Source organism: Chromobacterium sp. CCUG 76385 (assembly GCF_059916625.1).
Genome location: NZ_JAUCGU010000019.1, coordinates 17,322 through 41,942 on the forward strand (window position 1 = coordinate 17,322; position 24,621 = coordinate 41,942).

The window sequence follows — 24,621 nt, forward strand, 5'->3', positions numbered from 1 at the left end:
GCGAGCGCGACAACCGCTTCCGCCGCGACGACAAGCCGCAATGGCATGATCGCGCCCCGCGCGAAGACCGCCCGGCACGCGAAGAGCGCGCCCCGCGCAAACTGTTTTCCAAAGCGGGAGAAGAGGCGCGCGACAACCGCTTCCGCGACGAAGCGCGCGGCCTGCAGCCGCTGAAGGACAACCATCGCCTGGATCACCCGCAACGGCGTTTCGAGCAACATTCCTTCGACCGCCAGCAAGAGCAGGAGCAGGCGCCGCGCATCGAACGCAGCGTAACCGGCCGCATGGATAGCCGGTTGGCGCTGTTCGCGCCTTGCCCGCGCGGCCTGGAGCAGGTGCTGGCCGATGAGCTGCTGGCGCTGGGCGCCGGCGACATCGCGCCCGCCGACGGCGGCGTGGCCTTTGCCGGCGACGCGCGCCTGATGATGGCGGCCAACCTGCATTGCCGCACCGCCAGCCGCATTCTGCTGCGCCTGGCCCACGGCGGCTACCATGCCGAGCAGGACATCTACCGGCTGGCGATGAGCGTGGACTGGCCACGCTGGTTCGATGTATCGCGCACCATCAAACTGAAGGCCGACGGCATCGCCGCCCGCGTCAAGAGCCTGGACTACATCGCGCTGACGGTGAAGGACGCCATCTGCGACCGTTTCCGCCAGGCGCAGTTGGGCCGCCCCAGCGTGGACACCCGCAATCCGGACGTCCGCATCAATGTCTTCCTGACCGCCGATACCGCCACCGTTTATCTGGACACCAGCGGCGAGCCGCTGTTCAAGCGCGGCTGGCGCGAGGAAACCGGCGAGGCGCCGCTGCGCGAAAACCTGGCCGCCGGCATCTTGCTGCTGGCTGGCTATGATGGCAGCCAGGCGCTGCTGGACCCGCTGTGCGGCAGCGGCACCTTCCTGGTGGAGGCCGCCGACATCGCGCTGAACCGCGCGCCGGGCCGCAGCCGCCGCTTCGGATTCGAGGCGCTGTCGAGCTTCGATTCCGCGTCATGGGAAAAACTGCAACTGGGCGCGCGCAAGGCAGAGTTGCCGGCGGCATCGTTACCCATCCGCGGCTCGGACCGTTCGCAAGCCATGGTCAACATCGCCCGCGCCAATCTGGAACGCGCCGGCCTGGGCGACCTGGTGGAAGTGAAGGCGGCCGACGTGGCGGACACCCGCCCGCACGCCGAACACGGCCTCATCGTCACCAACCCGCCTTACGGCGTGCGGCTGGAAGAACAGGATCAGCTGGCCACCTGGTATCCGGAACTCGGCGACTGGCTGAAGGCCCACTTCGCCGGCTGGACCGCCTGCCTGTTCAGCGGCGACCTGCGCCTGGGCAAGCTGATCCGCCTGGCGCCGAAGCGCCGCACCCCGCTGTTCAACGGCTCGCTGCAGTGCCGCCTGTTCGTCATCAATATGGTGGAGGGCAGCGCGCGCAAGCAGAAGGACGGCGAAGAAGCCGCCGACGTTGAAAGCGGCGGCGACGAGCAGTAAGCCACAACCGCTTCAGCCACGAAACCCACGAAAAACACGAAACAACAGGCACTCCACCGATATTTTCCGTGTCGTTTCGTGGGTTTCGTGGGTTTCGTGGCGCGAATCACGATGCCGAGCGCCGCAGCACAACACCATCTTTTTACCACGGGCCGCACGAAAAACACGAAACAACGGGCACTCTACCGATATTGTCCGTGTCGTTTCGTGGGTTTCGTGGCGCGAATCACGATGCCGAGCGCCGCAGCACAACACCATCTTCTTACTGCGAGACGCACGAAAAACACGAAACAACAGGCACTCCGCAAATATTTTTTCGTGTCGTTTCGTGGGTTTCGTGGCAAATGATGAAGTTGGACAAATCATGTCGTCGCTGCTCGCCGGAACCCCATCGGCATGCGATAATCGCCGGCTGCTCCACCCACCTGGCAATACCGATGCAAACCTCCTTCCTGTCCGCCACCATTCTGCTGATCCTGATCACCGACCCGCTGGGCAATATTCCGCTGTTCATCGCCGCGTTGAAGCAGGTCAAGCCAGAGCGCCGCAAACGGGTGGTCTACCGCGAATGCCTGATCGCTTTCCTGGTGCTGACCATCTTCATGCTGTTCGGCCGCAACTTCCTGGACCTGATGCACCTGACCGACGAATCCATGCGCATCGCCGGCGGCGTCATCCTGTTCCTGATCGCCATCAAGATGATCTTCCCCGGCGAGGGCAGCGTGTTCGGCGGCGACAAAATGAGCGGCGAACCCTTCATCGTGCCGATCGCCATCCCGCTGATCGCCGGTCCGTCCGCCATGGCCACCGTGCTCCTGCTGTCCACCCGCGAACCCGGCCGCATGCTGGAATGGATGGGCGCGCTGACCATCTGCATGCTGGTCACCACCGTGGTCTTCCTGTTCTCCAGCCGTCTGCAGAAGCTGCTGGGCGAACAGGCCATCACCGCGCTGGAACGCCTGATGGGCCTGGTGCTGACCGCCATCTCCGTCGAGATGCTGCTCAGCGGTTTCGCGTCCTATCTGAAGCAGCTGCACTGAGCAAGACCGATTTCGCCACGAAACCCACTATAGAGCCGCTAACGAAACCTCGTTAGAGAACCTGAGCCAAGGCGCGCCGACGCAGACAGTACTTGAGTACGGCAAGGAGGCGCAACGCAGGATCAGGGGTTTTGTTAGCGGGTCTAAAAACACGAAAGCCTCTCGCAGCTCGCCACAATCCAAGCTCCCTTGTTTCGTGTCTTTCGTGGAGTTCGTGGCAAATGGCTTTTTATCATGCAAATCAGATATCGCATCAGGGTTATCCCCGATAGGGATATCGCCTATGCCCCCGGCTGACGACAGTTGTTAGCATCGGATGCAAATGGACCGTCCAAGAGTCCGCATCCGAAGCAACCAACGCCAGTCGGGAGAACCATGCAAACCAAAACCCCATTCTTTTCGCGCCTGTACGTGCAGGTGCTGATCGCCATCGCACTCGGCGTCACGCTCGGCGCCGTCGCGCCTGACCTCGGCGCCAAGATGAAACCGCTGGGCGACGCCTTCATCAAGCTGATCAAGATGATGATCGCGCCGATTATCTTCGCCACCGTCGTCGTCGGCATCGCCAAGATGGGCGACATGAAGGAAGTGGGCCGCGTCGGCGTCAAGGCGCTGTTCTACTTCGAGGCCGTCACCACGCTGGCGCTGGTGATCGGCTTGATCGTGGTCAACCTGCTGCAGCCGGGCGCGGGCCTCAACATCGACCCGCACACCCTGCACGCCAAGGACATCGCCAAGTACACCGCCGGCGCCAAGGAAATGAACACGGTGGACTTCCTGCTGCACATCATCCCGGATACCGTCGTCGGTGCCTTCGCCAGCGGCGAGATCCTGCAGGTGCTGACCTTTTCCGTGCTGCTCGGCCTGGCGCTGACCAAGATGGGCGACAACGGCAAGACCATCGTCCACATCCTGGACGAGTTCTCGCACGCGCTGTTCGGCGTGATCAATATGCTGATGAAGCTGGCCCCGATCGGCGCCTTCGGCGCGATGGCCTTCACCATCGGCAAGTACGGCATAGGCTCGCTGAAGCAGCTGGGCTTTTTGATGGCCTGCGTCTACCTGACCTGCTTCGCCTTCGTCTTCATCGTGCTGGGCGCCATCGCCCGCTTCTCCGGCTTCAGCCTGTGGCGCTTCCTGGTCTACATCAAGGAAGAAATCCTGCTGGTGCTGGGCACGTCTTCGTCCGAATCCGCGCTGCCGGGCATCATGAAGAAGCTGGAAAACCTGGGCTGCGCCAAGCCGGTGGTCGGCATGGTGGTGCCCACCGGCTACTCCTTCAATCTGGACGGCACTTCCATCTACCTGACCATGGCGGCGATCTTCATCGCCCAGGCCACCAATGTGAACCTGACCCTGGGCGAGGAGCTGGCCATCATCGGCGTGCTGCTCTTGACCTCCAAGGGCGCGGCGGCGGTGACCGGGGGCGGCTTCATCACCCTGGCCGCCACGCTGGCGACGCTGGGCGGCAAGCTGCCGGTGGAAGGCCTGGCGCTGCTGATCGGCATAGACCGCTTCATGTCCGAAGCGCGCGCCATCACCAATCTGATCGGCAACGGCGTGGCCACGGTGGTGATCGCCAAGTGGGAAAAAGCGCTGGACGTGGAGCAAATGAACCGCGTCCTGGCCGGCGACCAGCCATCCGAACCGCCGCCGCAACCGCGCGAGCAGCCGGTGCCGCAACTGAGCTAAACGCAACACCCCGCCCCCCGCCAAGGCGGGGGTTTTTGTTGGCATTAGGATCAATACTTGATTTTGCCCCTCCCGCGTCCACGATGAATACTGAGGAGGGGTCACATCATGACTGATTTCTGGCTGCAATACGGCGACGAGATGCTGCCGGTGATAGGCGACTTTCCCAGGGTCGGCGACTATCTGCCGAGTTTCATGCTGGTGGATGACCAAAAGCGCGACGCGGCGCTGGAAAGCTACCTTGGCCCCAAGGTCATCGTCACGCTGCTGTCTGTCGACGAGGAGGAGCACGGCGGCATTCTGCTGCTGCGCGAAACCCGCCGCTGCCTGGATCGATGGCCGCACCTGAAGCTGATCGTCATCACCGTGGACTCGCCATCTTCGCTGGCCCGGGCGCGCCACGAGCACGGCCTGCCCCACACCACGCTGCTGTCCACCCTGCGCGGACGCGACTTCCACAAACGCTACGGCGTGCTGATCACGGAATTTCCGCTGAGCGGCTACACCGCGCCGGCCATCATCCTGGCCGACGCCAACAATGTGGCGCACTACACCGAACGGCTGGTCGATACCCGCGCCATGTTCGACTTCGACGCCATCGACGCCTTGCTGCAGCAGGGAGAACAGCAGGCGCTGGAAGCGGAACGCGCCGCCGAGGAAGCGCGGCAACAGCAATTGGCCGAGCGCGAGCTGGGCACCGAGCGGCTGGTGGAGAAAGCGCGCCAGATTGAGCAAACCCCGCCCAAAACCAGCTACGGCAACCGTTGATGCTTAGATAAAACAAAACCGCCCGTTTCCGGGCGGTTTTTCATGCACTGATGGATGGCCGTCAGCCTTAGCTGTTCAGTTCCTTGGCCAGGTACAACCAGGTTTCCACCACGGTGTCCGGGTTCAGCGACACGGTCTCGATGCCCTCTTCCACCAGCCACTTGGCGAAGTCCGGATGGTCGGACGGGCCCTGGCCGCAAATGCCCACATACTTGCCCAGCTTGCGGCAAGCCTGGATGGACATATGCAGCATGGCCTTCACCGCCTCGTTGCGCTCGTCGAAAGTGCTGGCGATCGGGCCGCCGGAGTCGCGGTCCACGCCCAGCGTCAGCTGGGTCATGTCGTTGGAGCCGATGGAGAAGCCATCGAAGTGCTGCAGGAATTTTTCCGCCAGCACCGCGTTGGTCGGCAGCTCGCACATCATGATCAGGCGCAGGCCGTTTTCGCCGCGCTTCAGGCCATTTTCGGCCAGTATCTCGACCACCTTCTCGGCTTCGGCCAGCGTGCGGACAAACGGGATCATCACTTCCACGTTGGTCAGGCCCATCACGTCGCGCACCTTCTTGATGGCGCGGCATTCGAGCTCGAAACAGTCGCGGAACGATTCAGCCACGTAGCGCGCCGCGCCGCGGAAGCCTATCATCGGGTTCTCTTCGTGCGGCTCGTACAGCTGGCCGCCGATCAGGTTGGCGTACTCGTTGGACTTGAAGTCCGACATACGCACGATGACCTTCTTCGGGTAGAACGCCGCAGCCAAGGTGGACACGCCTTCGGCGATCTTGTCGACGTAGAAGTCCACCGGGCTGGCGTAGCCGGCGATGCGGTCGGAAATGGTTTCCTTCAGCTCCGGGCTCAGCTTGTCGAATTCCAGCAGCGCTTTCGGGTGGATGCCGATCTGACGGTTGATGACGAATTCCATCCGCGCCAGGCCCACGCCTTCGTTCGGCAGCTGGGCGAAGTCAAACGCCAGCTCCGGGTTGCCGACGTTCATCATGATCTTGACCGGGGACTTGGGCATCTTGTCCAGTTCCAGGTCGATCACTTCCACGTCCAGCAGGCCGTCGTAGATGTTGCCGGTGTCGCCCTCGGCGCAGGAAACCGTCACCTGCATGCCTTCCTTCAGCACCTGGGTGGCGTCGCCGCAGCCGACCACGGCCGGGATGCCCAGCTCGCGCGCGATGATGGCGGCGTGGCAGGTGCGGCCGCCGCGGTTGGTCACGATGGCGGCGGCGCGCTTCATCACCGGTTCCCAATCCGGGTCGGTCATGTCGGTCACCAGCACGTCGCCCGGCTTGACGCGGTCCATCTCGGACGCGTCCTTGATGGTGCGCACCACGCCCTGGCCTATCTTCTGGCCGATGGCGCGGCCTTCGCACAGGATCTCGGACTTGCTGTTCAGGCGGTAGCGGCGCAGGGTGTCCTTGCGGTCTTCCTGCGATTTGACGGTTTCCGGACGCGCTTGCAGGATGTACAGCTTGCCGTCCACGCCGTCGCGGCCCCACTCGATGTCCATCGGGCGGCCGTAGTGTTTTTCGATGATCAGCGCGTACTGAGCCAGCTCGGCCACTTCGGCGTCGCTGATGGAGAACTGCTTGCGCAGCGCCGGCTCCACATCCACGGTCTTGACCGAGCGGCCGGCTTGCGACGCGTCGGTGAATTCCATCTTGATCAGCTTGGAACCCATGGTCTTGCGCAGCACGGCCGGACGGCCGGCCTTCAGCGTCGGCTTGTGCACGTAGAACTCGTCCGGATTCACGGCGCCCTGCACCACGGTCTCGCCCAGGCCGTAGGAAGCGGTGATGAACACCACGTCTTCAAAGCCGGATTCGGTGTCGATGGTGAACATCACGCCAGCAGCGCCCTTGTCGGAACGCACCATGCGCTGCACGCCGGCGGACAGGGCCACCACGTCGTGGGCGAAGCCCTTGTGCACGCGGTAGGAGATGGCGCGGTCGTTGTAGAGGGAAGCGAAAACGTGCTTCATCGCATCCTTGACATTGTCAAGGCCGCGGATATTCAGGAAGGTTTCTTGCTGGCCTGCGAACGAGGCATCGGGGAGGTCTTCGGCGGTGGCGGACGAACGGACGGCGACGGAAATGTCAGCGCCGCCGGCATCGGCCACCATCTTGTCCCAGGCTTCCTTGATGTCGGCATCCAGCTTGGCAGGGAACGGCGTATCGATAATCCACTGACGGATTTCCTTGCCGATGCGAGCCAGCTCGCTTACGTCTTCAATGTCCAGCTTGGCCAAAGCGGCATTGATCTTGTCCGCCAGGCCGTTATGCTGAAGGAAATCGCGGTAGGCTTGCGCGGTCGTCGCGAAACCGCCGGGAACGCGCACGCCGGAACCGGCCAGCTGACTGATCATTTCACCAAGGGAGGCGTTCTTGCCGCCTACCTCTTCCACATCGGTCATGCGCAGTTTCTCGAACCAGATGACGTAGTTCTCTGCCATCACTTCACTTCCTGTGTTGGGATTGGGACGATGCGCCGCATTCTAGCCGAATTACGCGCCGATTGCGTAACAACTTTTGCAGCGCACAAGATTTTTTGCGACAGACGGAATGTCAAAACCAGCAGAATCAATCAGTTGCCAAAGCCCCAGCCGGCCAAAGTAAGAAAATGTCATGTAATGTTGTGATTACATGACGAAAATGAATCCCTGCCAAGCCGATACCATCAGCCCCTGCGCCGGTATACACTTTGCACAGACAAACCCATAGCAAGCAAGGTCTTCCATGCCGCACCATCGCTCCGCCTTCTTCATTTCCGACCGCACCGGCATCACCGCCGAATCGCTGGGCCATACGCTATTGACCCAGTTCGACAGCCTGGACTTCCAGCGCGAAACCGTGCCCTTCGTCGACACCGTGGAAAAAGCGCAAACGCTGGCCGAGCGCATCAGCGCCGTGGCCGAGCGCGACCATCTGCGCCCGCTGGTCTTCACCAGCATCGTCAATCCGGAAGTGCGCGAGGCGCTGCGGCTCAACAACGTGATCCTGATCGACTTCTTCGAGACTTTCATCGGCCACCTGGAGCTGGAGCTGGGCCAGAAAGCCTCGCTGACGGTAGGCAAGGCGCACGGCATGATCAACGAGGAGAAATACGATCACCGGATCGAAGCGGTGAACTTCTCGCTGAACCACGACGACGGCGTGAAGCTGAAAGACCTGAACGAGGCCGACGTGATCCTGATCGGCGTCTCCCGCTCCGGCAAGACGCCTACCTGCCTGTACCTGGCGCTGCAGTACGGCATACGCGCCGCCAACTATCCGCTGACGCCGGAAGACCTGGACAGCCCCACCCTGCCCAAGATCCTGCTGCCGTTCAAGGACAAGATGTTCGGCCTCACCATCGATCCGAACCGGCTGCACCACATCCGCTCCGAACGCCGCCCCGATTCCAAATACGCCAGCATGGACAACTGCCGGCGCGAGGTGAACGAGGCGGAGTCGATGTTCCGCCATCACGGCGTGCCCTTCATCAGCACCACGCACAAATCGATAGAGGAAATCGCCTCCACCATCATGCACAAGGCGGCGCTGGGCAGGAAATTCTAAGAACGTGTTCACCATCTTTGGCTTTTAGGCCTGACTGGTGAAAAACAAACACGTTTTCGATGCCCCCACATCCCTTCAAGCCTGCCGCTGGGTGGCAGGCCCGAGGTTTTAAGCGGCTGCCTGTTTGAGCCCCGCGACGTTAGGGGCTGTTGACGTTTGGTGGGCGGTCGCGCCGGGATGCGTTTTGCGGCGAATCGAGGCGTTTCGCGCGCCGCATAGTCATTCTCTGCCAGCGCGGAACAACGAAGAGTCGGCGCGAAAGGCGCCCGGCCCTGCGGGTTTGGCCGCTTTGGGCCGGAAGCCGCGTTGCCCAGCCCTTGCATAGAATGACTATGCGTCGGACTGTGCGCCTTGCTTCCGGCCCAAATCGGCGCAAACGCGATCCACTCACCAAACGTCAACAGCCCCTAGCGCGCATCGCTGAGCGAATCTCTACGTGCGAGGCTTCGCCTCGCCCAGCGAGAGATTCGCACGCAGAGAGTTCAGCCGCGCCTCGGGCCTGACGGGAACCGGCGGGAAGCCGCAGACCAGGCTTGCAGGGTGGCTTTATAGGGGTGGAGGGGATATTTGGCCAAGCAAATATCCCCTCCCTGCCGCCGGCAGTCCGGCAATGAAAACGGCAATCCGCGCAGCGGATTCAAGTTCCAAGCACCGCTAGCCCCCGGCCCGCTTGGTCTTGAATCCCAGCTTGACCAATTCGGCGACCACGGTTTCCACGTGGTCGCCCTGTATCTCCAGCACGCCCTCTTTGACAGTGCCGCCGCTGCCACAACGCGTCCGCAGCAGTTTGCCCAGCTTGGCCAAGGCCTCGCCCGCCAGCGGCACGCCCTTCACCACCGTCACCGCCTTGCCGCCCCGGCCCTTGGTCTCGCGCGAGACCCTCGCGATGCCATCGCCTGCGGGCACGGTCGGCTGGCCGCATTGACACTGGTCTATGGGCTGCCGGCAAACGGGGCACATCCGGCCATGCTCGGTCGAGTACACCAGCCCGCCGCTCTGTTTTGCTTTCATCATCAGCGCTCTCCTGCAAAGACGCCATGGTCGCGTCAAAACCGCATCAGAACAAGCATAGAAAGCGGGCGCTCCGCGCCCCGGCTGCTCTGATTTTGATGCCAAGCCTGGGCGGATTAAGCCCCCTAACAAAATTCATAAAAACTCACAAAACACAAATAACATTGTCAATATGTAAAATTTGTGAAAATTACCGAACGAAAGCAATTGTTCGCTCTCAAACCATCAACCCTATTTGAGAGCGCTCGCATGAACATCCCCGACTTCAACCTGCCACCTATCCAGCTGATCCGGCCTTGGCCGCAACAGCTAGCCGGTGTGCAGTCCAGCCGGGGGAGCAGCGCAGAGCCGCAGCATGAGTTCGCCGAGATGCTGTACCGCAACGTGCTGCAGAACCCCGCGCATACCCTGCCGGCGCTCGCGCCAGCCTTCCTGCCGCCTGCCGTGCTGAGCCAGCCGCAAACCCGCTCCTCGCGCCCGTCTCCGTCGCAGGCCCGCTCCGCCGCGCGCGCCTATTCGCCCTCATCCCGGCCGACCGTCGGCACTCTGCTGCAAACCGAGGCTTGACGGCGCGGCCGCAGCCATGGTTTGATGGTTTCATGAATACCGCATCCGCATTCGCAATCCGATTTTGGTGGTGGCGCCTCTTCTAGGCGGCACCGGCGAACGCGCACGCAAAAACCCGGAGGCTGCCGACAAGGCGCACCGGGTTAACTTTTAGCCTCACCCCTCCCAGTCCACCCTGTCGGCTCCCTCCCCGAACTCCACGGAGAGCGATATGAATCTGGACACCATCACCAGCCAAGACATCATCCTGACCGGCGACCGCACCACCGGCCAACTGCACCTGGGCCATTATGTGGGCTCGCTGCGCAACCGCGTCATCCTGCAGGATCGTTGCAGCCAATTCCTGCTGCTGGCCGACGCCCAGGCGCTGACCGACAATATGGGCAACTACCTGAAGGTGCGCGACAACGTGCTGCAGGTGGCGCTGGACTATCTGGCCGTCGGCATCGACCCGGCCAAGAGCACCATCTTCATCCAAAGCCTGGTGCCGGAACTGACCGAACTGGCGTCCTATTACCTGAATCTGGTGACGGTGGCGCGGCTGGAGCGCAACCCCACCATCAAGGACGAGATCAAGCAGCGCGGCTACGAGCGCGACATCCCGGCCGGCTTCCTGACTTATCCGGCCGCCCAGGCCGCCGACATCACCGCCTTCAAGGCCACCATCGTGCCGGTGGGCGACGATCAGATCCCGATGATAGAGCAGACCAACGAAATCGTGCGCCGCTTCAACGCCAGCGTGGAACAGACGGTGCTGGTGGAAGCCAAGGCCGTGGTGCCGGAAGTCGGTTCGCGCCTGCCCGGCATAGACGGCAAGGCCAAGATGTCCAAGTCGCTGGGCAATACGCTGACGCTGTCCGCCAGCCCGGACGAAATCCGCCAGGCGGTCAAGATGATGTACACCGATCCGAACCACCTGCGCGTGGCCGACCCCGGCCAAGTGGAAGGCAATGTCGTCTTCACCTATCTGGACGCCTTCCACCCGGACCAGGAGCTGGTGCAGGGCCTGAAAGCGCATTATCAGCGCGGCGGCCTGGGCGACACCGTGATCAAACAGCATCTGGAAGACTGCCTGCAAGAGATGCTGGCACCGATCCGCGCCCGCCGCGAACGCTATGCGCAAGACCCAGCCGCCGTGCTGGACATGCTCAAAACCGGTACCCGCCGCGCCCGCGACGTGGCGGCGCGCACGCTGGCCGAGGTGAAGGCGGCGATGGGCCTCAACTACTACTGAGCAGGAGGCAGACATGGAACAGCTCTACCAATGCCAGACCCTGGACGAAGTGCGCGAACAGATTGATCGCATCGACCGCGCGCTGGTGGCGCTGATCGCCGAACGCGGCATCTACGTGCGCCAAGCCGCGGCGTTCAAACACAGCCGGGACGAGGTGGAAGGCGGCAAGCGGGCGGACCAAGTGATGCGCCGGGTGGAGCGGCTGGCTGGCGAGCTGGGCGGGGACGCCGCGCTGACCGCGGCGGTCTATCGGACGATGATCGAATACTTCGTCGCCGACGAAATGGCGGTGTTTCGCCTCAGGCAACAGCCGCGCATCGATTGAGCCGATGGGCCGGCTTCCCTACAATGCCTACGGCCTCGCCGCTGCCCGGCGGCGGCTCGCCCTGCATTCCGCACTGGAGAATCTATCGATGAAAACCATCGCGCTGCTGTTGCTCGCCAGCCTAACCTCCCTCGCCCACGCCGAAGAAGTGGGCGAGGTGTCCACCACCTTCAAGCTGCTCAGCCCCAACGACAAGGTCATCGTCGAAGCCTTTGACGATCCTTCGGTGCAGGGCGTGGCCTGCTATGTGTCACGCGCCAAGACCGGCGGCTATCAGGGCGCGCTGGGCCTGGCCAAGGACCCGTCCCGTTTCTCCGTCGCCTGCCGCCAGGTTGGCCCCATCCGCTTCAGCCAGCCGCTGCCGCCGCAAGAGCAGGTATTCAAGGAGAGCGCATCTTTCGTGTTCAAGCATGTGCGGGTGGTGCGCATGGTGGACGCCAAACGCAATGTGCTGACCTACCTGACTTACTCTGACAAGCTGGTGGATGGCAGCCCGGACAACGCCATCACCGCCGTGGCCGTGCTGGACCAGAAAATCCCGCTGAAAAAGTGATCAAGCCAAGCTATTGATAGTCATGATCTTTTTAAACATGATGACCATCATGCAATGGCTAATTCGGCCCGCCAGCCATCGAAACCGACTTCCACCCCGGGCGGGCATTGCGCGCCGAGCGCCTGGTACCCCAGCTTGTGCGTCATGTGGATCAGCACCGTGCGGCGAGCCCCGATACGGGCCGCCCACTCGAATGATTCTGCCACACACAGGTGGGACGGGTAGGGATCGGCATTGAGGCAATCCAGGAACAGCAGGTCCAGCCCTTCCAGCAGCGGCAGGCTGCTATCCGGGATGTGCGACAGATCGGTCAGCCAGGCCATATTGCCGATGCGCCAGCCCAGGCAGGGCCAGCTGCCGTGCAGCAGCGGAATCGGCGTCAACGCCACGCCCTGGTGCTGAACGGGTCCGCTCACGGTCTCCGGCAGCAGCACCGGCTTGTCCCACATCCTGGACGGCGCTTGCAGCGCATAGCCGAAGCGCTCGCGGATATTGGCCATGGTGAACTCGTTGCCGTATAGCGAGATCGGCCCCTTCTTCAGATAGCAGAAGGCGCGCAGATCGTCGATGCCGTTCAGGTGGTCGGCGTGCGGATGGGTGTACAGCACGGCATCCAGTCTGTCCAAGCCCTCGCGCAGCGCCTGCTGGCGCAGGTCTGGCCCGGTATCGATCAAAAAACCCAGTTCGCCGACGCGCACATAGGCGCTGGCGCGGGTGCGCTTGTTGCGCGGATCGGTCGAAACGCAGGTTTCGCAGCGGCAGCCTATGGCCGGCGTGCCGGAGCTGGAACCGCAACCGAGTATGGTGACTTCTAGCTTATCCACAGCGTCCCTTGTCGTTCATTGGCACAATGGCGGCCGCACCGCCGGCACCACCGTAGACCCGCCCTCGCACACCACTTGGCCCGCGGGGCCGACATTGCAGCTGCCATTAGGCGCGGCCGCGCAATGCGGGGCGCCATCCGGCCCCAGCAGGCAAAGGCCCGGACCGGCATAGAAACTGCCATTGGCGAAGATGGCGCCGCCACCGGGATACGGCGAACAAAACAGATTGCCGAACGAATCCACCACGCAGGCGCCGGCGCTGCAATAGGCCTGGCCCTGGTGCAGCACCGCCTGCCCGCCCGGCGGCGCGCAAAAGCTGCGCCCGGCCAGGTTGACGCAATTGGCCAAAGCCGGCGCGGCGGCCAGCATGCCGGCCAGACACAAGGCGACAAGCCGCATGGCAGCCTCCGTTTCAGCGCGCCGCCTTGGCGAACAGGCGGAAGAAATTGTCCGTGGTGGCCTGGGCAACCTGTTCGAAGGCGATGCCGCGCAGCTCGGCGATGAATTCGGCCACATGCCGCACATAGGCCGGCTCGTTGGTTTTGCCGCGGAACGGCACCGGCGCCAGATACGGCGAGTCGGTTTCGATCAGCATCCGTTCCAGCGGCACTTTCTGCGCCACTTCCTGCACCTGCTTGGCGTTCTTGAACGTCACCACGCCGGAGAAGGAGATATGGAAGCCCAGCGCCAGCGCGGCTTTGGCCACTTCCCAGGTCTCGGTGAAGCAGTGCATCACGCCGCCGCATTGCTCGGCATGCTCTTCCTGCATGATGCGTATGGTGTCGGCGGCGGACTCGCGGGTATGGATCACCAAGGGCAGATTCATGCGCTTGGCGGCGCGGATATGGGTGCGGAAGCGCTCGTGCTGCCATTCCAGATCGCCCTTGCACCAGTGGTAGTCGAGGCCGGTTTCGCCTATGCCCACCACGCGCGGGTGGGCAGCCAGCTGCACCAGCTCTTCCTCGGAATACTCCTCGGCGTCGGGATCGTCAGGATGCACGCCGACGGTGGCGTACAAATTGGGATGCGCTTCTGCCAGCGCCAGCACCTGCGGGTACTTGGGGCGGCTCACGCCTATCACCAGCGCGTGAGTGACCTGGTTCTGGCGCATCTTGGCCAGCACGTCGGGCAGGCGCTCGGCCAGGTCGGGGAAATTGATGTGGCAGTGGGAGTCGATCAGCATGGCGGATGGTGAATCTGTCTAACAGACTACAGCATACCATGCCGGCGGACCGCCTTGCCGCGCGGCCGCGTTACATCGTGTGCGTGGGGCGGCTGGAATTGAGCACGCCGCCCAGCAGCGTCTCGATCTTGTCCTTGGCCTGCTTGCCGGCGTCGCCGGAAACGAATTCCACGCCCACGCCTTGCACCCGGCTGTTGTTGGCGCCGCTGGGCGTGATCCACACCACCTTGGCCTGCACCGCGATGCGCTGCGGATCATCCATTAGCGTAAGCAACAGAAACACTTCCTCGCCCAGCTGCATTTCCTTGCTGGTGGGGATGAAAATGCCGCCATTGCGGACGAAGGGCATATAGGCGGCGAACAGCGCGCTGCGCTCCTTGATGTGCAGCGACAGCACGCCAGGGCGATTGGGGTTGGTCAGATCCGGCCGGGAATTCGCGGCATCCATAGCGGGGCTTGCCCTCTCCGTCTTTAACCGGCCTTGGCGCCGGCGAAGATCTTCAGATAGTCCATCAGCACCGCCTCCAGCTGCAGGCGGTTATTCAGCGTATGTTGCGCAAACGGCGCCAGCTCGGTCAAGCTTCTCTGGCAGGCCATCAGCTGCGTCGCGTCGCAGCGCGCCGCCAGCGCGGACAGCGCGCGCTCCTGATCGGGATAATAACGGAGCCGGCCGGCCAGGCACAGCGCGGCCAGGTCATGCAGCCATTTCTGCAGCCAGGACAGGGGCTGCAGCAGCGACAACTGCTTGTTCTTGTCCACCAGCTCGGCCAGTTGCAGCATGCCGGCGAAGCTAGGCTGCCCCAGGCCGCGGACGAACTGGGCGCGCAGCGCCGCCAAATCCGGATCGTGATCGAACAGCGGCGCGCCACCGTTGTGCGCCAGCTCCACCTCGGCGTTGGCAATGCCCTGCTCCCTCAGCCAGGCCAGGGCGGCAGCCTCGGACGGACGGGTCAGCGCAAACTGGCGGCAGCGGCTGCGGATGGTGGGCAGCAAGCGTTGCGGCGCATGCGATACCAACAGGAACAGCACCGCCTCCGGCGGCTCCTCCAGGATTTTCAGCAAGGCGTTGGCGGCGGCCAGGTTCAGGTTCTCCGCCGGCTCCACCAGGATCACGCGCCGTCCGGCGCGATGGGCGGTCAGGTGCGCGAAGTCGATCACCTCGCGCACCGCCTCGATCTTGATTTGCGGCAGCTTGCGGGTGGTTTTGCTCTCCTTGCCCTCCTCGTCCTCGTCCGAGAACGGCGACAGGCGGCGAAAATCCGGATGAGTGCCGCTGGCGAACCAGCGGCAGGCCTGGCACTGGCCGCAAGGCTGATGGCCCGCGCCGGGGTTTTCGCACAGCAGGGACTGTGCCAGATGCTCGGCGAAGGCCAGCTTGCCGATGCCCGCGCCGCCGGTCAGCAGCCAGGCGCCGGGCATCCGTTCGCGCTCGGCGTTCAGCCGCTGCCAGTCTTCGCTCTGCCACGGATAAAGCATCAGCCGCGCTCCAGCAGGTTTTGCAGATGGCCGGCGATATCGGCCTGGATCTCGGCGATGCCGCGGCTGGAATCCAGCACAGCGAAGCGCTGCGGCTCCCGCTCCGCCCGGCGCAGATAGGCCTCGCGCACGCGCTGATGGAAATCGGCGGCTTCCTGTTCGAAGCGGTCCAGCTGGCGGGTGCCGGCCATGCGTCCGGCGGCCACTTCCAGCGGCAGGTCGAACAGCAAGGTCAAATCCGGCTGCAAGCCGCGCTGCACCCAGTCCTCCAGAACGCCGATACGGTCGAACGACACGCCGCGGCCGCCGCCCTGGAAGGCATAAGTGGAATCGGTGAACCGGTCCGACACCAACCAGCGTCCGGCGCGCAGCGCCGGCTCGATCACATCGGCGATGTGCTGCTGGCGCGAGGCGAAGGCCAGCAGCGCCTCCGCGTCCAGCGAGACGCGGGTTTCCGGCGCCAGCAGCAGCTCGCGGATCTTTTCGCCCAGCGGCGTGCCGCCGGGTTCGCGCGTGAACACCGCGTCGATGGCATGGCCAGCCAGCCAATCGCGGATGAAGGCCAGATGGGTGCTCTTGCCTGCGCCGTCTATGCCCTCAAGCGTGATGAATCGGCCGCGCGGGGCCTGCTGCTGACTGCTCATTGCTTGCCTTTCTTCAGGATGTACTTGCGCACCGCCTGGTTGTGCTCTTCCAGGGTGCTGGAAAACTGCGAACTGCCGTCGCCGCGGGCGACGAAATACAGCGCGGTGGACTCCGCCGGCTGGGCGGCGGCATACAACGCGGCCCGGCTAGGCAGCGCGATCGGCGTCGGCGTCAGGCCGGCGCGGGTATAGGTATTGTACGGGGTATCGCGGCGCAGGTCCGCCTTGCCGATATTGCCCTGGTAGCGGTCGCCCATGCCGTAGATCACCGAGGGGTCGGTCTGCAGCCTCATGCCCAGCTTCAGCCGGTTGACGAAGACCGATGCCACCATGGGCCGATCCAGCTCGTTGGCGGTTTCCTTTTCGATCAGGCTGGCCATGATCAGCATCTCGTAGGGCGTGCGGTAGGGCAGATTCGGCTTGCGCGATTCCCAGGCCGCAGCCAGTTGCTGCTGCATTTTCTCGAACGACAGGCGATACAGATCCATATCGGACGCGCCCGGCGTGAACAGATAGGTGCTGGGGAAGAACAAGCCCTCCGGGTCCGCGCCCGGCAGGCCCAGCTTGCTCATCAGTTCGGCGTCGCTGAGCTTCTGCGCGTCATGGCTCAAGTCCGGGCTCCGGTCTATCGCCTGGCGGAACTGGCGGAAGGTCCAGCCTTCAATCGTGGTCAGGCTGGCCTCGTCCGGCCGCCCTTCGCGCAGCCTCTGCAACACATCCAGCAGCGATTGCGGCCCCTGGAAACGATAAAGGCCGGCCTTGATCTTGCGGTCCGAGCCGGACAGCCGCGCCAACGCCACCAGCAGCTGCGGGCTGCGCACGGCGCCATCCTCGCCCAGCGTGCGGGCGATCTGCTTCATGGTGCGGTTAGGCCCGACCAGCAAGCGGTAGCCGGCATCCGGCAGCGATACCGGCATCAGCGCGGCCCAGCCCAGCCAGCCGATGGCGCACAACAGGAGCAACAACAGAATGCCGGGTAATCTTCTCATAAGGCTCAGCAACGATGATTGGTTTCACAGCCGTCCAGGCGGCAAAGGCGGAATCATACCAGCAAGCAGCCCTGTCCGACATGACAGGCCCATCGCGCTGGAGTTCTCATAGTTTGTCCCACATCAACAGCAAGCGCCGCGGTTTTGCCTATTTTCCAGCTGCAAGCATGCCGTTTCGGCAGGCGCCGCCGCGTCGCTCCAACGACCGGCCATCTTAACCACTGCGAGCACGGCCCGAAATGAAACCTTTCTTCAATCTAGGATGCGCGCTGGTCGCCTGGAACGAATTATGCCGGGTCAGCCGGACCCGCGGCCGTTCGGAAGGCGCCACGCCGCTGCCATTCCAGCAAGGACGGGACAAACGGCAATTCATCTGCCACGAAACCGCGCCGCGGCTGGCGAGCTACCATTCGCTGCTGCTGGAGCCGCTCTGGTTGCTGAATCATAACGTCAATGGCCGCTGGCAATTGACAGCCACCGCGCTGGGCAACGGGTTGAACCTGCGGCTGCAGACGTTGCTGCGCGCCTGGCTGCCGGAGATGCCGCTGGCGCCGGTAGCCGGGCCGGGCGTCATGCGGATGCGCCTCGCGGTGCGCGGCTATCTGGTCGACATCGGCGCGCCGCCGCCCTTCCTGCACCCGCCGCGCGCCATCGACGCCCGCTCGCCTTTGCTGAGCGGCATCGCGCCCTATCTGGAACAAGTGGCCAGCGTGGTTCAGCTGTCCGATGCGCAAAGCGGAGAACTGCTGGGCGGCGGCGTCAATCTGCTCGACGTCCGGCTGCCGCCGGAACCATCGCAAGCCGGCAGCTGGCAGGCCTTACTGGCCTGCGACTGGCCGCGCTTGCTGCAAGCAGGCGAAAGCGCCTTGGCCGCTGGCTAGCATGCGCTGCTTGGCGGCATAATGACAGGCAGCTCAACAGAAACCTTGGAATCCGCCATGCCGCGCCTGCGCCTCGCCGTGCTTTGCCTGCTCCTCTCACCCTTCGTCCTGGCCGATACGGTCGCGGTGGCAGTGGCCAGCAATTTCCAGCAAACGTTGGACAAGATCGCCGTCGCCTTCAAGGCCGCCACCGGCCATGACATCAAGGCCAGCGCCGGCGCCTCCGGCAAACTGGCGGCGCAGATTCGCCAAGGCGCGCCGTTCGACGTGTTTCTGTCCGCCGACGACGAGCGGCCGGCCGAACTGGCCAAAGCCGGCGTAGGCGTGCCGTCCAGCCAATTCACCTATGCCTATGGCCAGCTGGCGCTGTGGAGCAAGCAGCGCGACGACCCCGGCGAGGCCGCGCTGCGCCGCGGCGACTTCAACAAGCTGGCGGTGGCCAACCCAAGCACCGCGCCATATGGCCGCGCCGCGATGGAAACCTTGGCCGCGCTGAAACTGGACGCCGCGGTCAAACCCAAGCTGCTGACCGGCGACAATATCGGCCAGACCATGCAGTTCGCCCAGGTGGGCGGGGCCGACTTCGCTTTCGTCGCCTATTCGCAACTACTGGAACAAGGCATACACAGCCATTTCTGGCTGGTGCCGGAAAAACTGCATCAACCGATCCGCCAGGATGCGCTGCAGCTCAAGCCCACGCCGTCCGCCGGCGCGCTGATGGCTTTCCTGAAGGGCGAACAGGCGCGCGCGCTGATGGCCCAGGCCGGCTACCGCTTCAAACCGTGACCTCGCAAGACTGGAGCGCCATCGCGCTGACTTTGCGCCTGGCCGGCATCAGCACCCTGCTGCTGCTGGCGCTGTGCATTCCGCTTGCCTGGTGGCTGGCGCGCGGCCACTCGCGGCTGCGTCCGCTGGCGGAGGCGGCGGCCATGCTGCCGCTGGTGCTGCCCCCCACCGTGCTGGGCTTCTATCTGCTGCTGGCCTTCGGCCCTCACGGCCCGGTAGGCTGGCTGACCTCGTCTCTGGGCCTGCCCGGCCTGGCCTTCACCTTTGCCGGCCTGGTGATCGCTTCGGTGCTGTACTCTCTGCCCTTCGTGTTGCAACCGTTGCTGGCCAGCTTCCGCGCGGTAAGGCAGGAAGAGCTGGAAAGCGCCCTGCTCTTGGGCGCCGGGGCCTGGCAGCGTATGCGCCACGTGATCCTGCCGTCCTGCCGCAGCGGCGTGCTCAGCGCCGCCTGCCTGGGTTTTGCCCATACCGTAGGCGAGTTCGGCGTGGTGCTGATGATAGGCGGCAATATTGACGGCGTAACCCGGGTGATATCGATCGCGCTGTACAATCAGGTCGAACAGGCCGACTACGCCTCAGCCCATCAATTGGCGCTGATGCTGTTGCTGTTCTCGCTGGCGGCCCTGTCGCTGGTCTACTGGCTGAATGCCAGACAGAAAAACGCGGAACACTAGGGGCTGTTGACGTTTGGTGAGTGGATCGCGTTTGAGCCGATTTGGGCCGGAAGCAAGGCGCACAGTCCGACGCATAGCCATTCTATGCAAGGACTGGGCAACGTGGCTTCCGGCCCAAAGCGGCCAAACCCGCAGGGCCGGGCGCCTTTCGCGCCGACTCTTCGTTGTTCCGCGCTGGCAGAGAATGACTATGCGGCGCGCGAAACGCCTCGATTCGGCGCAAAATGCATCCCGGCGCGACCGCTCACCAAACGTCAACAGCCCCTAGACTCAGCCCTTGAAACGGGCATTCACTCCGGAGATAGAAACATGCGCAAATCCCTGCTTTTTGCCGTCCTCGCCGTATTCAGCGCCAACCTGGCGCTGGCCGACGCCGCCTGCGACGCCAAGGCCGCCGAAAAGAAATTGGCCGGCGCCGCCAAGCAAAGCTTCCTGAAGAAGTGCGAGAAAGACACTGCCGCCGCGCAGGCAAGCTGCGACGCCAAGGCCGCCGACAAAAAACTGGCCGGCGCCGCCAAGCAAAGTTTTACCAAGAAATGCGTGAAGGATGCGATGGCCAAGTAAGCCCCCGCCACAATCGCAACGGCATGGCCAAGGCCATGCCGTTTTTTCTACGCCAATCAAGCAAACTACGGCCAGTACGCAAAAACCACTTAGTCGCCAATGACTTGGCGACAATGGTCTACACTTGTACAAGACATGGCTTGCAAGTGTTGGCGATGAACTCCCTGTCCGGATACAACTCCACTCTCTCGTCTTTCGACAGTTTGCTGCCGAACTTGAGCAGTTTATTGTCTGGCGGCTTGCTGCTTGGCTCGGCCAATGGGACAAGCAATGCATCCAGCAGCGCGCCGAGCGACCCGATTCAAGTGGAGTTGTCCACGCTGGGACAGCTGATGTCCGTCCTCAACACCTTCCAGAGCAGCCTGCAGCAGATCTACGCCCCATACAATCGCTTCAACAACACCAGCGCCAGCAGCAGCAATCCCGCCGTGGCCAGCGTCAGCGCCTCGGCCAGCGCGCAGACATCCAGCTACCTGCTGAATATCTCTCAATTGGCGCAGGCGCAAAGCGCGACAACGGCGTTTTCGCTGCCGGACAGCGGTAGCACCGTGGTGGGCAGCGGCAGCCTGACCATCACGACCGGCACCTATGCCTACACCAGTTCGACCTCGGCCTCCAGCTTCAGCGCCACCGGCACGCCCACAACGGTCAGCATCAGCAACGGCACGCTGTCCAGCATCGCCAGCTCGATCAACGGCGCCGGCGCCGGCGTGGTAGCCAATGTGATCCAAAACTCGTCCGGCAACTATCAATTGCAAATCAGCCAGGCCAATACCGGCGCCAGCAACAACTTCCGCATCACCGTCAGCGACAACGACGGCAACAACACGGACCAGAGCGGACTGTCGCGCCTGGCCTTCGACCAGACCCTGGCCGTCGGCAGCGGGCAGAACCTGACCCAGACCCAAGCCGCGCAGAATGCCAGCTACACCGTCAACGGCGCCTCCGGCTCCAGCGCCAGCAATCTGGGGATTCAGCTGGGCAGCGGCGTATCGGCCAATCTGCTGGCCACCGGCAGCAGCAATATCGCCGTCAATGTGGACTTTGGCCTGCTCAACAGCAATGCCCAGTCGCTGGTCAGCGCCTTCAACACCGCTCAGGGCAGCATCAATGGCCTGCTGGGCAACCAGGTCAAACCGGGCAATGACCCGATCGCCGCCCAGTTGCCGCAGCTGCTGAATCAACAGGCTCAGGCCAGCTACAACAATGGAAGCTCCACGCTGACCCTGCTCAGCCAGCTGGGCCTGCTCTATCAAAGCCCGTCGCAATACGGGCTGGGCGGCACGCTGAACCTGAATGTCAGCTCGCTGCAGGCCGCCTACAACAGCGACGCCAGCGGCGCGGCCAATCTGATCTTCACCGCCGCCCAAGCGCTGAACACGCTGGCCAATAGCTACACCACTTATGGCAACGGGACGCTGGTCAATGAAACCAATGCCTTGCTCGCGCGGCAACGCACCAATAATCTGGTGATCCACACGCCTTCCCTTCCCGACCGCTTTCCCTACAACCTGCAGAATCTGCTGAGCTATCCGTCCAGCAATAGCGCGTTGACGGCGCAACAAATCGCCGGCATTGCCAGTTATGCGCTGGTCTATTCCATCGGCGCGCCTTACGCGCTGGAGTCGCTGCTGGTAGGCCAAGGGCTGGGCCTGCCCGCATCGGGTGGCTTCTCCGCCACGGCTTGAGTTTCCTCCGCTTTCATCGGCGGCATTTTTCGCGTTACAATTCATCGGATGATTGGATGTATTGGACACGCCCTATGCTCCCCGCAGCCGCCAAACGCTCGCTAGTCGACATCGCGTTGGAAAATTTGAGCCAACAACTCGCCGCCGGCCGCTGGCCGCTGGGCAGCCGCATGCCAACGGAGCCTGAGCTGGCCGAGGAACTCGGCATCAGCCGCAACACCGTGCGCGAAGCGATTCGCGTGCTGTTGTACGCCGGCCTGCTGGAAGTGCGACAGGGCGATGGCACCTATGTGCGCGCCGTGATCAATCCCGGCGAGGCGATGCGCTCCATCAGCCGCGCCAGCCTGCGCGAACACCTGGAGGTGCGCTGCCTGCTGGAAGAAAGCGCGGCCAGACTGGCTGCGGAACGCGCCGGCCCGGGCGAGCTGGCCCGCATCGCCGCCACGCTGGAGCAGCTGCGGCCGCAGGATGGCGAAACGCCGGAACGCTATGCCGAGCGCGACCTGGATTTCCACATATCCATCGCCGACGCCTGCGGCAACCAGGCGCTGGCCAGCCTGTACCGCTATTTCTCCGACGCGGTGCGGCAGAGCGTGCAGGACTCGATACGCGACGAGGCCCTGCCCGACCCGGACTTCGCCGCCCATGCCGCCATCTATGAGGCCATACGCGACCGCAAGCCGGAACATGCCGGCCAGGCCGCCGCCGCCATCACCCGTCCGCTGCTGGCCACACTGGACCGGCTGCTGCACAAGCAACGATAAGGAAGCATCATGCAAGAGAACACGAATCGGTCCAAACCGATCGCCGATGAACTGCTGATCGACGACGACACGCCTGCCGCCGCCCTGGAGGGCAGCCGCGTCCGCACGCTGTTGCTGCTGTTGGGATTGGTGCTGGTAGGCCTCAACCTGCGCCCGGCGCTGTCCAGCCTGGCCCCGGTGCTGGGCATGGTCAGCCGCGATACCGGCCTGACACCGACGCTGGCCGGCCTGCTGACCACGCTGCCGGTGGCCTGTTTGGGTATTTTCGGCCCGCTGGCGCCGCACCTGGCCCGCCGGCTGGGCAGCGAGAAAACCATCGCGCTGGTGCTGATGGCGCTGGCCGCCGGCATCGTGCTGCGCACCGTGTTTGGCACCTTCGGCCTGTTTGCCGGCTCGGCCTTGGCCGGCGCCGCCATCGGCGTGATCGGCGTGCTGCTGCCCGGCATCGTCAAGCGCGACTTCGCCAGCCGCGCCGGCCTGATGACCGGCGTCTACACCATGGCCTTGTGCCTGGGCGCGGCGCTGGCGGCCGGCTTCACCGTGCCGGTGGCCGAGCATTTCGGCCACGACTGGCGGCCGGCGCTGGCGCTGTGGGCGCTGCCGGCCGTGCTGGCGCTGGCGGTATGGTGGCCGCAGCTGAATACCCGCCACGCCGCGGCCCAGGGCCAGTGGCAGGTGCGCGGCCTGCTGCGCGATCCGCTGGCTTGGCAGGTTACCTTGTTCATGGCCCTGCAATCGTCGCTGGCCTATATCGTGTTCGGCTGGCTGCCGTCCATCCTGATCGACCGCGGCCTGACGCCGATGCAGGGCGGCCTGATGCTGTCGCTGTCCACCATGGTGCAGGTGCCGGCCTCGCTGCTGGTGCCGATGCTGGCGCATCGCTGCCGCAACCAGCGCCCGCCCATCATCGTCACGCTGCTGATGGTGATCAGCGGCCTCCTGGGCATGCTGTACGCGCCGACCGACAGCCTGATCCTGTGGGCGGCGCTGCTCGGCTTCGGCCAAGGCGGCCTGTTCAGCACCGCGCTGAGCCTGTTGGCGCACCGCTCGCCGGATCAGCATGTGGCGGCGCATCTGTCCGGCATGGCGCAGGGCATAGGCTATATGCTGGCCTCGCTTGGACCGTTCGCCGTCGGCCTGATCCGCAGCCACAGCCATGCGATGTGGCCGCTGGCGCTGCTGTTCAGCCTGATCGCCGCGGCGGCATTCAGCGTGGGCATGCTGGCAGGACGCAAGCGGCTGGTGGGCGTCAAAGCCAAGCCCATCTGACCAAGCGATCACGCCATGACAAAGCCCGCCATCAGGCGGGCTTTGTCATGCAGCGGCCATCCCCTCACTTGGGCCGCGCAACGATGCCATAGCGCGATTGCAGCGCCGGCAAGGTTTCGCTCGCCAGCGGCAGCACGGCTTCGGCCAGCTTCAGCGTCGTCGGCAACGCCGCCATGTCGCCATCCCAGCCAGGCAGCCCTTCGTCCAGCAGCGACGGCAGATCGCGATCATCCACCACGGCCAGCTCGCCGCCGATCTCCAGCAGCAGCACGCCATCCGGCGTCAGCCAGGCCGAGCGCGCCGGCACATCGTCGTCATACGGCTGCGTGCTCCATCCCTTGGGCGTGCGCCTGGCAACCAGCGGAGCGGCGTCCAGCGTCACGTACACTTTCTGCGGGCCGTTCTGCACATAGCAGCGTCCCTGCCCGTCGCGGCTGTAGTTGCGGTTGAAGAACTCCGCCATGCCCTCGTGCTGCAGCCGTTCATCCTTGATCCACCACTGCCCGCGCGCGTCCAGCCTGAGCCAGCCGAATACCGCCGGCACATTGGGCCATTTGGCCATTGCGGCCAATACTATTGCGTCCATCGTTCTCCTCCCGCGGGTGGCCCGCTTATTCATTATCCATCGTTTATCTATGCAATGGT

26 protein-coding genes are annotated in these 24,621 nt (G+C 63.9%); 16 read left to right on the top strand and 10 right to left on the bottom strand.

Going from position 1 to position 24,621, the window contains the following annotated elements:
• From QUG01_RS12920 to QUG01_RS12935, 4 genes are all read left to right on the top strand, one after another.
• Positions 1 to 1,484: THUMP domain-containing class I SAM-dependent RNA methyltransferase (locus tag QUG01_RS12920; RefSeq protein WP_500830504.1), on the top strand; the 1,484-nt coding region annotated here is incomplete at its 5' end.
• A gap of 437 nt (positions 1,485 to 1,921) precedes the next feature.
• The gene (locus tag QUG01_RS12925; RefSeq protein WP_500830505.1) at positions 1,922 to 2,524 is read left to right on the top strand and encodes a MarC family protein; all 603 of its coding nucleotides are present in this window, start codon (positions 1,922 to 1,924) and stop codon (positions 2,522 to 2,524) included.
• Between the two features lie 375 nt (positions 2,525 to 2,899).
• A complete protein-coding gene (locus QUG01_RS12930) occupies positions 2,900 to 4,216 on the top strand; it encodes a dicarboxylate/amino acid:cation symporter (protein ID WP_071109448.1) in 1,317 nt (438 codons plus the stop codon).
• Between the two features lie 108 nt (positions 4,217 to 4,324).
• Positions 4,325 to 4,984, top strand: coding sequence for a thioredoxin domain-containing protein (locus QUG01_RS12935; protein WP_103320903.1), 660 nt, complete (start codon positions 4,325 to 4,327; stop codon positions 4,982 to 4,984).
• A 67-nt stretch (positions 4,985 to 5,051) separates the two neighbouring features.
• Here the strand turns inward: QUG01_RS12935 and ppsA are convergent, their stop codons facing one another.
• Positions 5,052 to 7,439: a phosphoenolpyruvate synthase gene (gene ppsA / locus QUG01_RS12940; protein ID WP_043621674.1), complete on the bottom strand. Its 2,388-nt coding sequence runs from the start codon at positions 7,437 to 7,439 to the stop codon at positions 5,052 to 5,054.
• Positions 7,440 to 7,722: 283 nt separating this feature from the next.
• On the opposite strand from ppsA, the gene ppsR reads away from it, so the two are divergent.
• On the top strand, positions 7,723 to 8,544 hold the full coding sequence (gene ppsR, locus QUG01_RS12945) for a posphoenolpyruvate synthetase regulatory kinase/phosphorylase PpsR (RefSeq protein WP_500830506.1): 822 nt from the start codon (positions 7,723 to 7,725) through the stop codon (positions 8,542 to 8,544).
• 654 nt (positions 8,545 to 9,198) lie between these two features.
• Here the strand turns inward: ppsR and QUG01_RS12950 are convergent.
• A complete protein-coding gene (locus QUG01_RS12950) occupies positions 9,199 to 9,558 on the bottom strand; it encodes a translation initiation factor Sui1 (protein ID WP_500830507.1) in 360 nt (119 codons plus the stop codon).
• 246 nt (positions 9,559 to 9,804) lie between these two features.
• Here QUG01_RS12950 and QUG01_RS12955 point away from each other — a divergent pair, with 246 nt between their 5' ends.
• From QUG01_RS12955 to QUG01_RS12970, 4 genes are all read left to right on the top strand, one after another.
• Positions 9,805 to 10,122 carry a hypothetical protein gene (locus QUG01_RS12955; RefSeq protein WP_500830508.1) on the top strand — a complete coding sequence of 106 codons (318 nt, stop codon included), beginning with the start codon at positions 9,805 to 9,807 and terminating at the stop codon, positions 10,120 to 10,122.
• 211 nt (positions 10,123 to 10,333) lie between these two features.
• Positions 10,334 to 11,356, top strand: coding sequence for a tryptophan--tRNA ligase (trpS, locus tag QUG01_RS12960; RefSeq protein ID WP_500830509.1), 1,023 nt, complete (start codon positions 10,334 to 10,336; stop codon positions 11,354 to 11,356).
• Between the two features lie 13 nt (positions 11,357 to 11,369).
• Positions 11,370 to 11,681: a chorismate mutase gene (locus tag QUG01_RS12965; protein WP_500830510.1), complete on the top strand. Its 312-nt coding sequence runs from the start codon at positions 11,370 to 11,372 to the stop codon at positions 11,679 to 11,681.
• Between the two features lie 88 nt (positions 11,682 to 11,769).
• Positions 11,770 to 12,234 carry a CreA family protein gene (locus tag QUG01_RS12970; RefSeq protein ID WP_500830511.1) on the top strand — a complete coding sequence of 155 codons (465 nt, stop codon included), beginning with the start codon at positions 11,770 to 11,772 and terminating at the stop codon, positions 12,232 to 12,234.
• Between the two features lie 47 nt (positions 12,235 to 12,281).
• On the opposite strand, the gene QUG01_RS12975 is transcribed toward QUG01_RS12970, so the two are convergent.
• The 7 genes from QUG01_RS12975 to mltG all read right to left on the bottom strand — a co-directional run bounded on the left by QUG01_RS12975 (position 12,282) and on the right by mltG (position 17,350).
• Positions 12,282 to 13,058, bottom strand: coding sequence for an MBL fold metallo-hydrolase (locus tag QUG01_RS12975; RefSeq protein ID WP_500830512.1), 777 nt, complete (start codon positions 13,056 to 13,058; stop codon positions 12,282 to 12,284).
• A gap of 15 nt (positions 13,059 to 13,073) precedes the next feature.
• Positions 13,074 to 13,457 carry a hypothetical protein gene (locus QUG01_RS12980; RefSeq protein WP_500830513.1) on the bottom strand — a complete coding sequence of 128 codons (384 nt, stop codon included), beginning with the start codon at positions 13,455 to 13,457 and terminating at the stop codon, positions 13,074 to 13,076.
• 13 nt (positions 13,458 to 13,470) lie between these two features.
• Positions 13,471 to 14,241 carry a TatD family hydrolase gene (locus QUG01_RS12985; protein ID WP_500830514.1) on the bottom strand — a complete coding sequence of 257 codons (771 nt, stop codon included), beginning with the start codon at positions 14,239 to 14,241 and terminating at the stop codon, positions 13,471 to 13,473.
• 70 nt (positions 14,242 to 14,311) lie between these two features.
• Positions 14,312 to 14,689, bottom strand: coding sequence for a PilZ domain-containing protein (locus QUG01_RS12990; protein ID WP_043621644.1), 378 nt, complete (start codon positions 14,687 to 14,689; stop codon positions 14,312 to 14,314).
• Positions 14,690 to 14,712: 23 nt separating this feature from the next.
• Positions 14,713 to 15,717, bottom strand: coding sequence for a DNA polymerase III subunit delta' (locus QUG01_RS12995; protein WP_500830515.1), 1,005 nt, complete (start codon positions 15,715 to 15,717; stop codon positions 14,713 to 14,715).
• Entirely contained in the window at positions 15,717 to 16,361 is a 645-nt protein-coding gene (gene tmk, locus QUG01_RS13000; RefSeq protein WP_500830516.1) for a dTMP kinase, read from the bottom strand. The genes QUG01_RS12995 and tmk overlap by 1 nt, the downstream gene beginning before the upstream one ends.
• A complete protein-coding gene (mltG, locus tag QUG01_RS13005) occupies positions 16,358 to 17,350 on the bottom strand; it encodes an endolytic transglycosylase MltG (protein WP_500830517.1) in 993 nt (330 codons plus the stop codon). The genes tmk and mltG overlap by 4 nt, the downstream gene beginning before the upstream one ends.
• 239 nt (positions 17,351 to 17,589) lie before the next feature.
• Here mltG and QUG01_RS13010 point away from each other — a divergent pair, with 239 nt between their 5' ends.
• The 7 genes from QUG01_RS13010 (at position 17,590) to QUG01_RS13040 (ending at position 23,976) form a co-directional block, all read left to right on the top strand.
• Positions 17,590 to 18,231, top strand: coding sequence for a DUF3313 domain-containing protein (locus QUG01_RS13010; protein ID WP_500830518.1), 642 nt, complete (start codon positions 17,590 to 17,592; stop codon positions 18,229 to 18,231).
• A gap of 57 nt (positions 18,232 to 18,288) precedes the next feature.
• Positions 18,289 to 19,017, top strand: a complete 729-nt coding sequence (gene modA / locus QUG01_RS13015; RefSeq protein WP_500830519.1) for a molybdate ABC transporter substrate-binding protein — start codon at positions 18,289 to 18,291, stop codon at positions 19,015 to 19,017.
• Positions 19,014 to 19,691 (top strand): molybdate ABC transporter permease subunit, encoded by a 678-nt coding sequence (gene modB, locus QUG01_RS13020; RefSeq protein ID WP_500830520.1) that lies wholly within the window; start codon positions 19,014 to 19,016, stop codon positions 19,689 to 19,691. Before modA ends, modB begins: the two co-directional genes overlap by 4 nt.
• 84 nt (positions 19,692 to 19,775) lie before the next feature.
• A complete protein-coding gene (locus QUG01_RS13025; RefSeq protein WP_500830521.1) occupies positions 19,776 to 20,255 on the top strand; it encodes a hypothetical protein in 480 nt (159 codons plus the stop codon).
• Positions 20,256 to 20,410: 155 nt separating this feature from the next.
• Positions 20,411 to 21,943 carry a flagellar filament capping protein FliD gene (gene fliD, locus QUG01_RS13030; protein ID WP_500830522.1) on the top strand — a complete coding sequence of 511 codons (1,533 nt, stop codon included), beginning with the start codon at positions 20,411 to 20,413 and terminating at the stop codon, positions 21,941 to 21,943.
• 125 nt (positions 21,944 to 22,068) lie between these two features.
• Complete coding sequence (locus tag QUG01_RS13035; RefSeq protein ID WP_500830523.1) at positions 22,069 to 22,707, top strand: FadR/GntR family transcriptional regulator; 639 nt, start codon at positions 22,069 to 22,071, stop codon at positions 22,705 to 22,707.
• Between the two features lie 9 nt (positions 22,708 to 22,716).
• On the top strand, positions 22,717 to 23,976 hold the full coding sequence (locus QUG01_RS13040) for a CynX/NimT family MFS transporter (protein ID WP_500830524.1): 1,260 nt from the start codon (positions 22,717 to 22,719) through the stop codon (positions 23,974 to 23,976).
• 64 nt (positions 23,977 to 24,040) lie between these two features.
• Here QUG01_RS13040 and QUG01_RS13045 read toward each other — a convergent pair whose 3' ends face one another.
• Positions 24,041 to 24,562 (bottom strand): DUF2946 family protein, encoded by a 522-nt coding sequence (locus QUG01_RS13045; protein ID WP_103320924.1) that lies wholly within the window; start codon positions 24,560 to 24,562, stop codon positions 24,041 to 24,043.
• Positions 24,563 to 24,621: the final 59 nt, after the last annotated feature.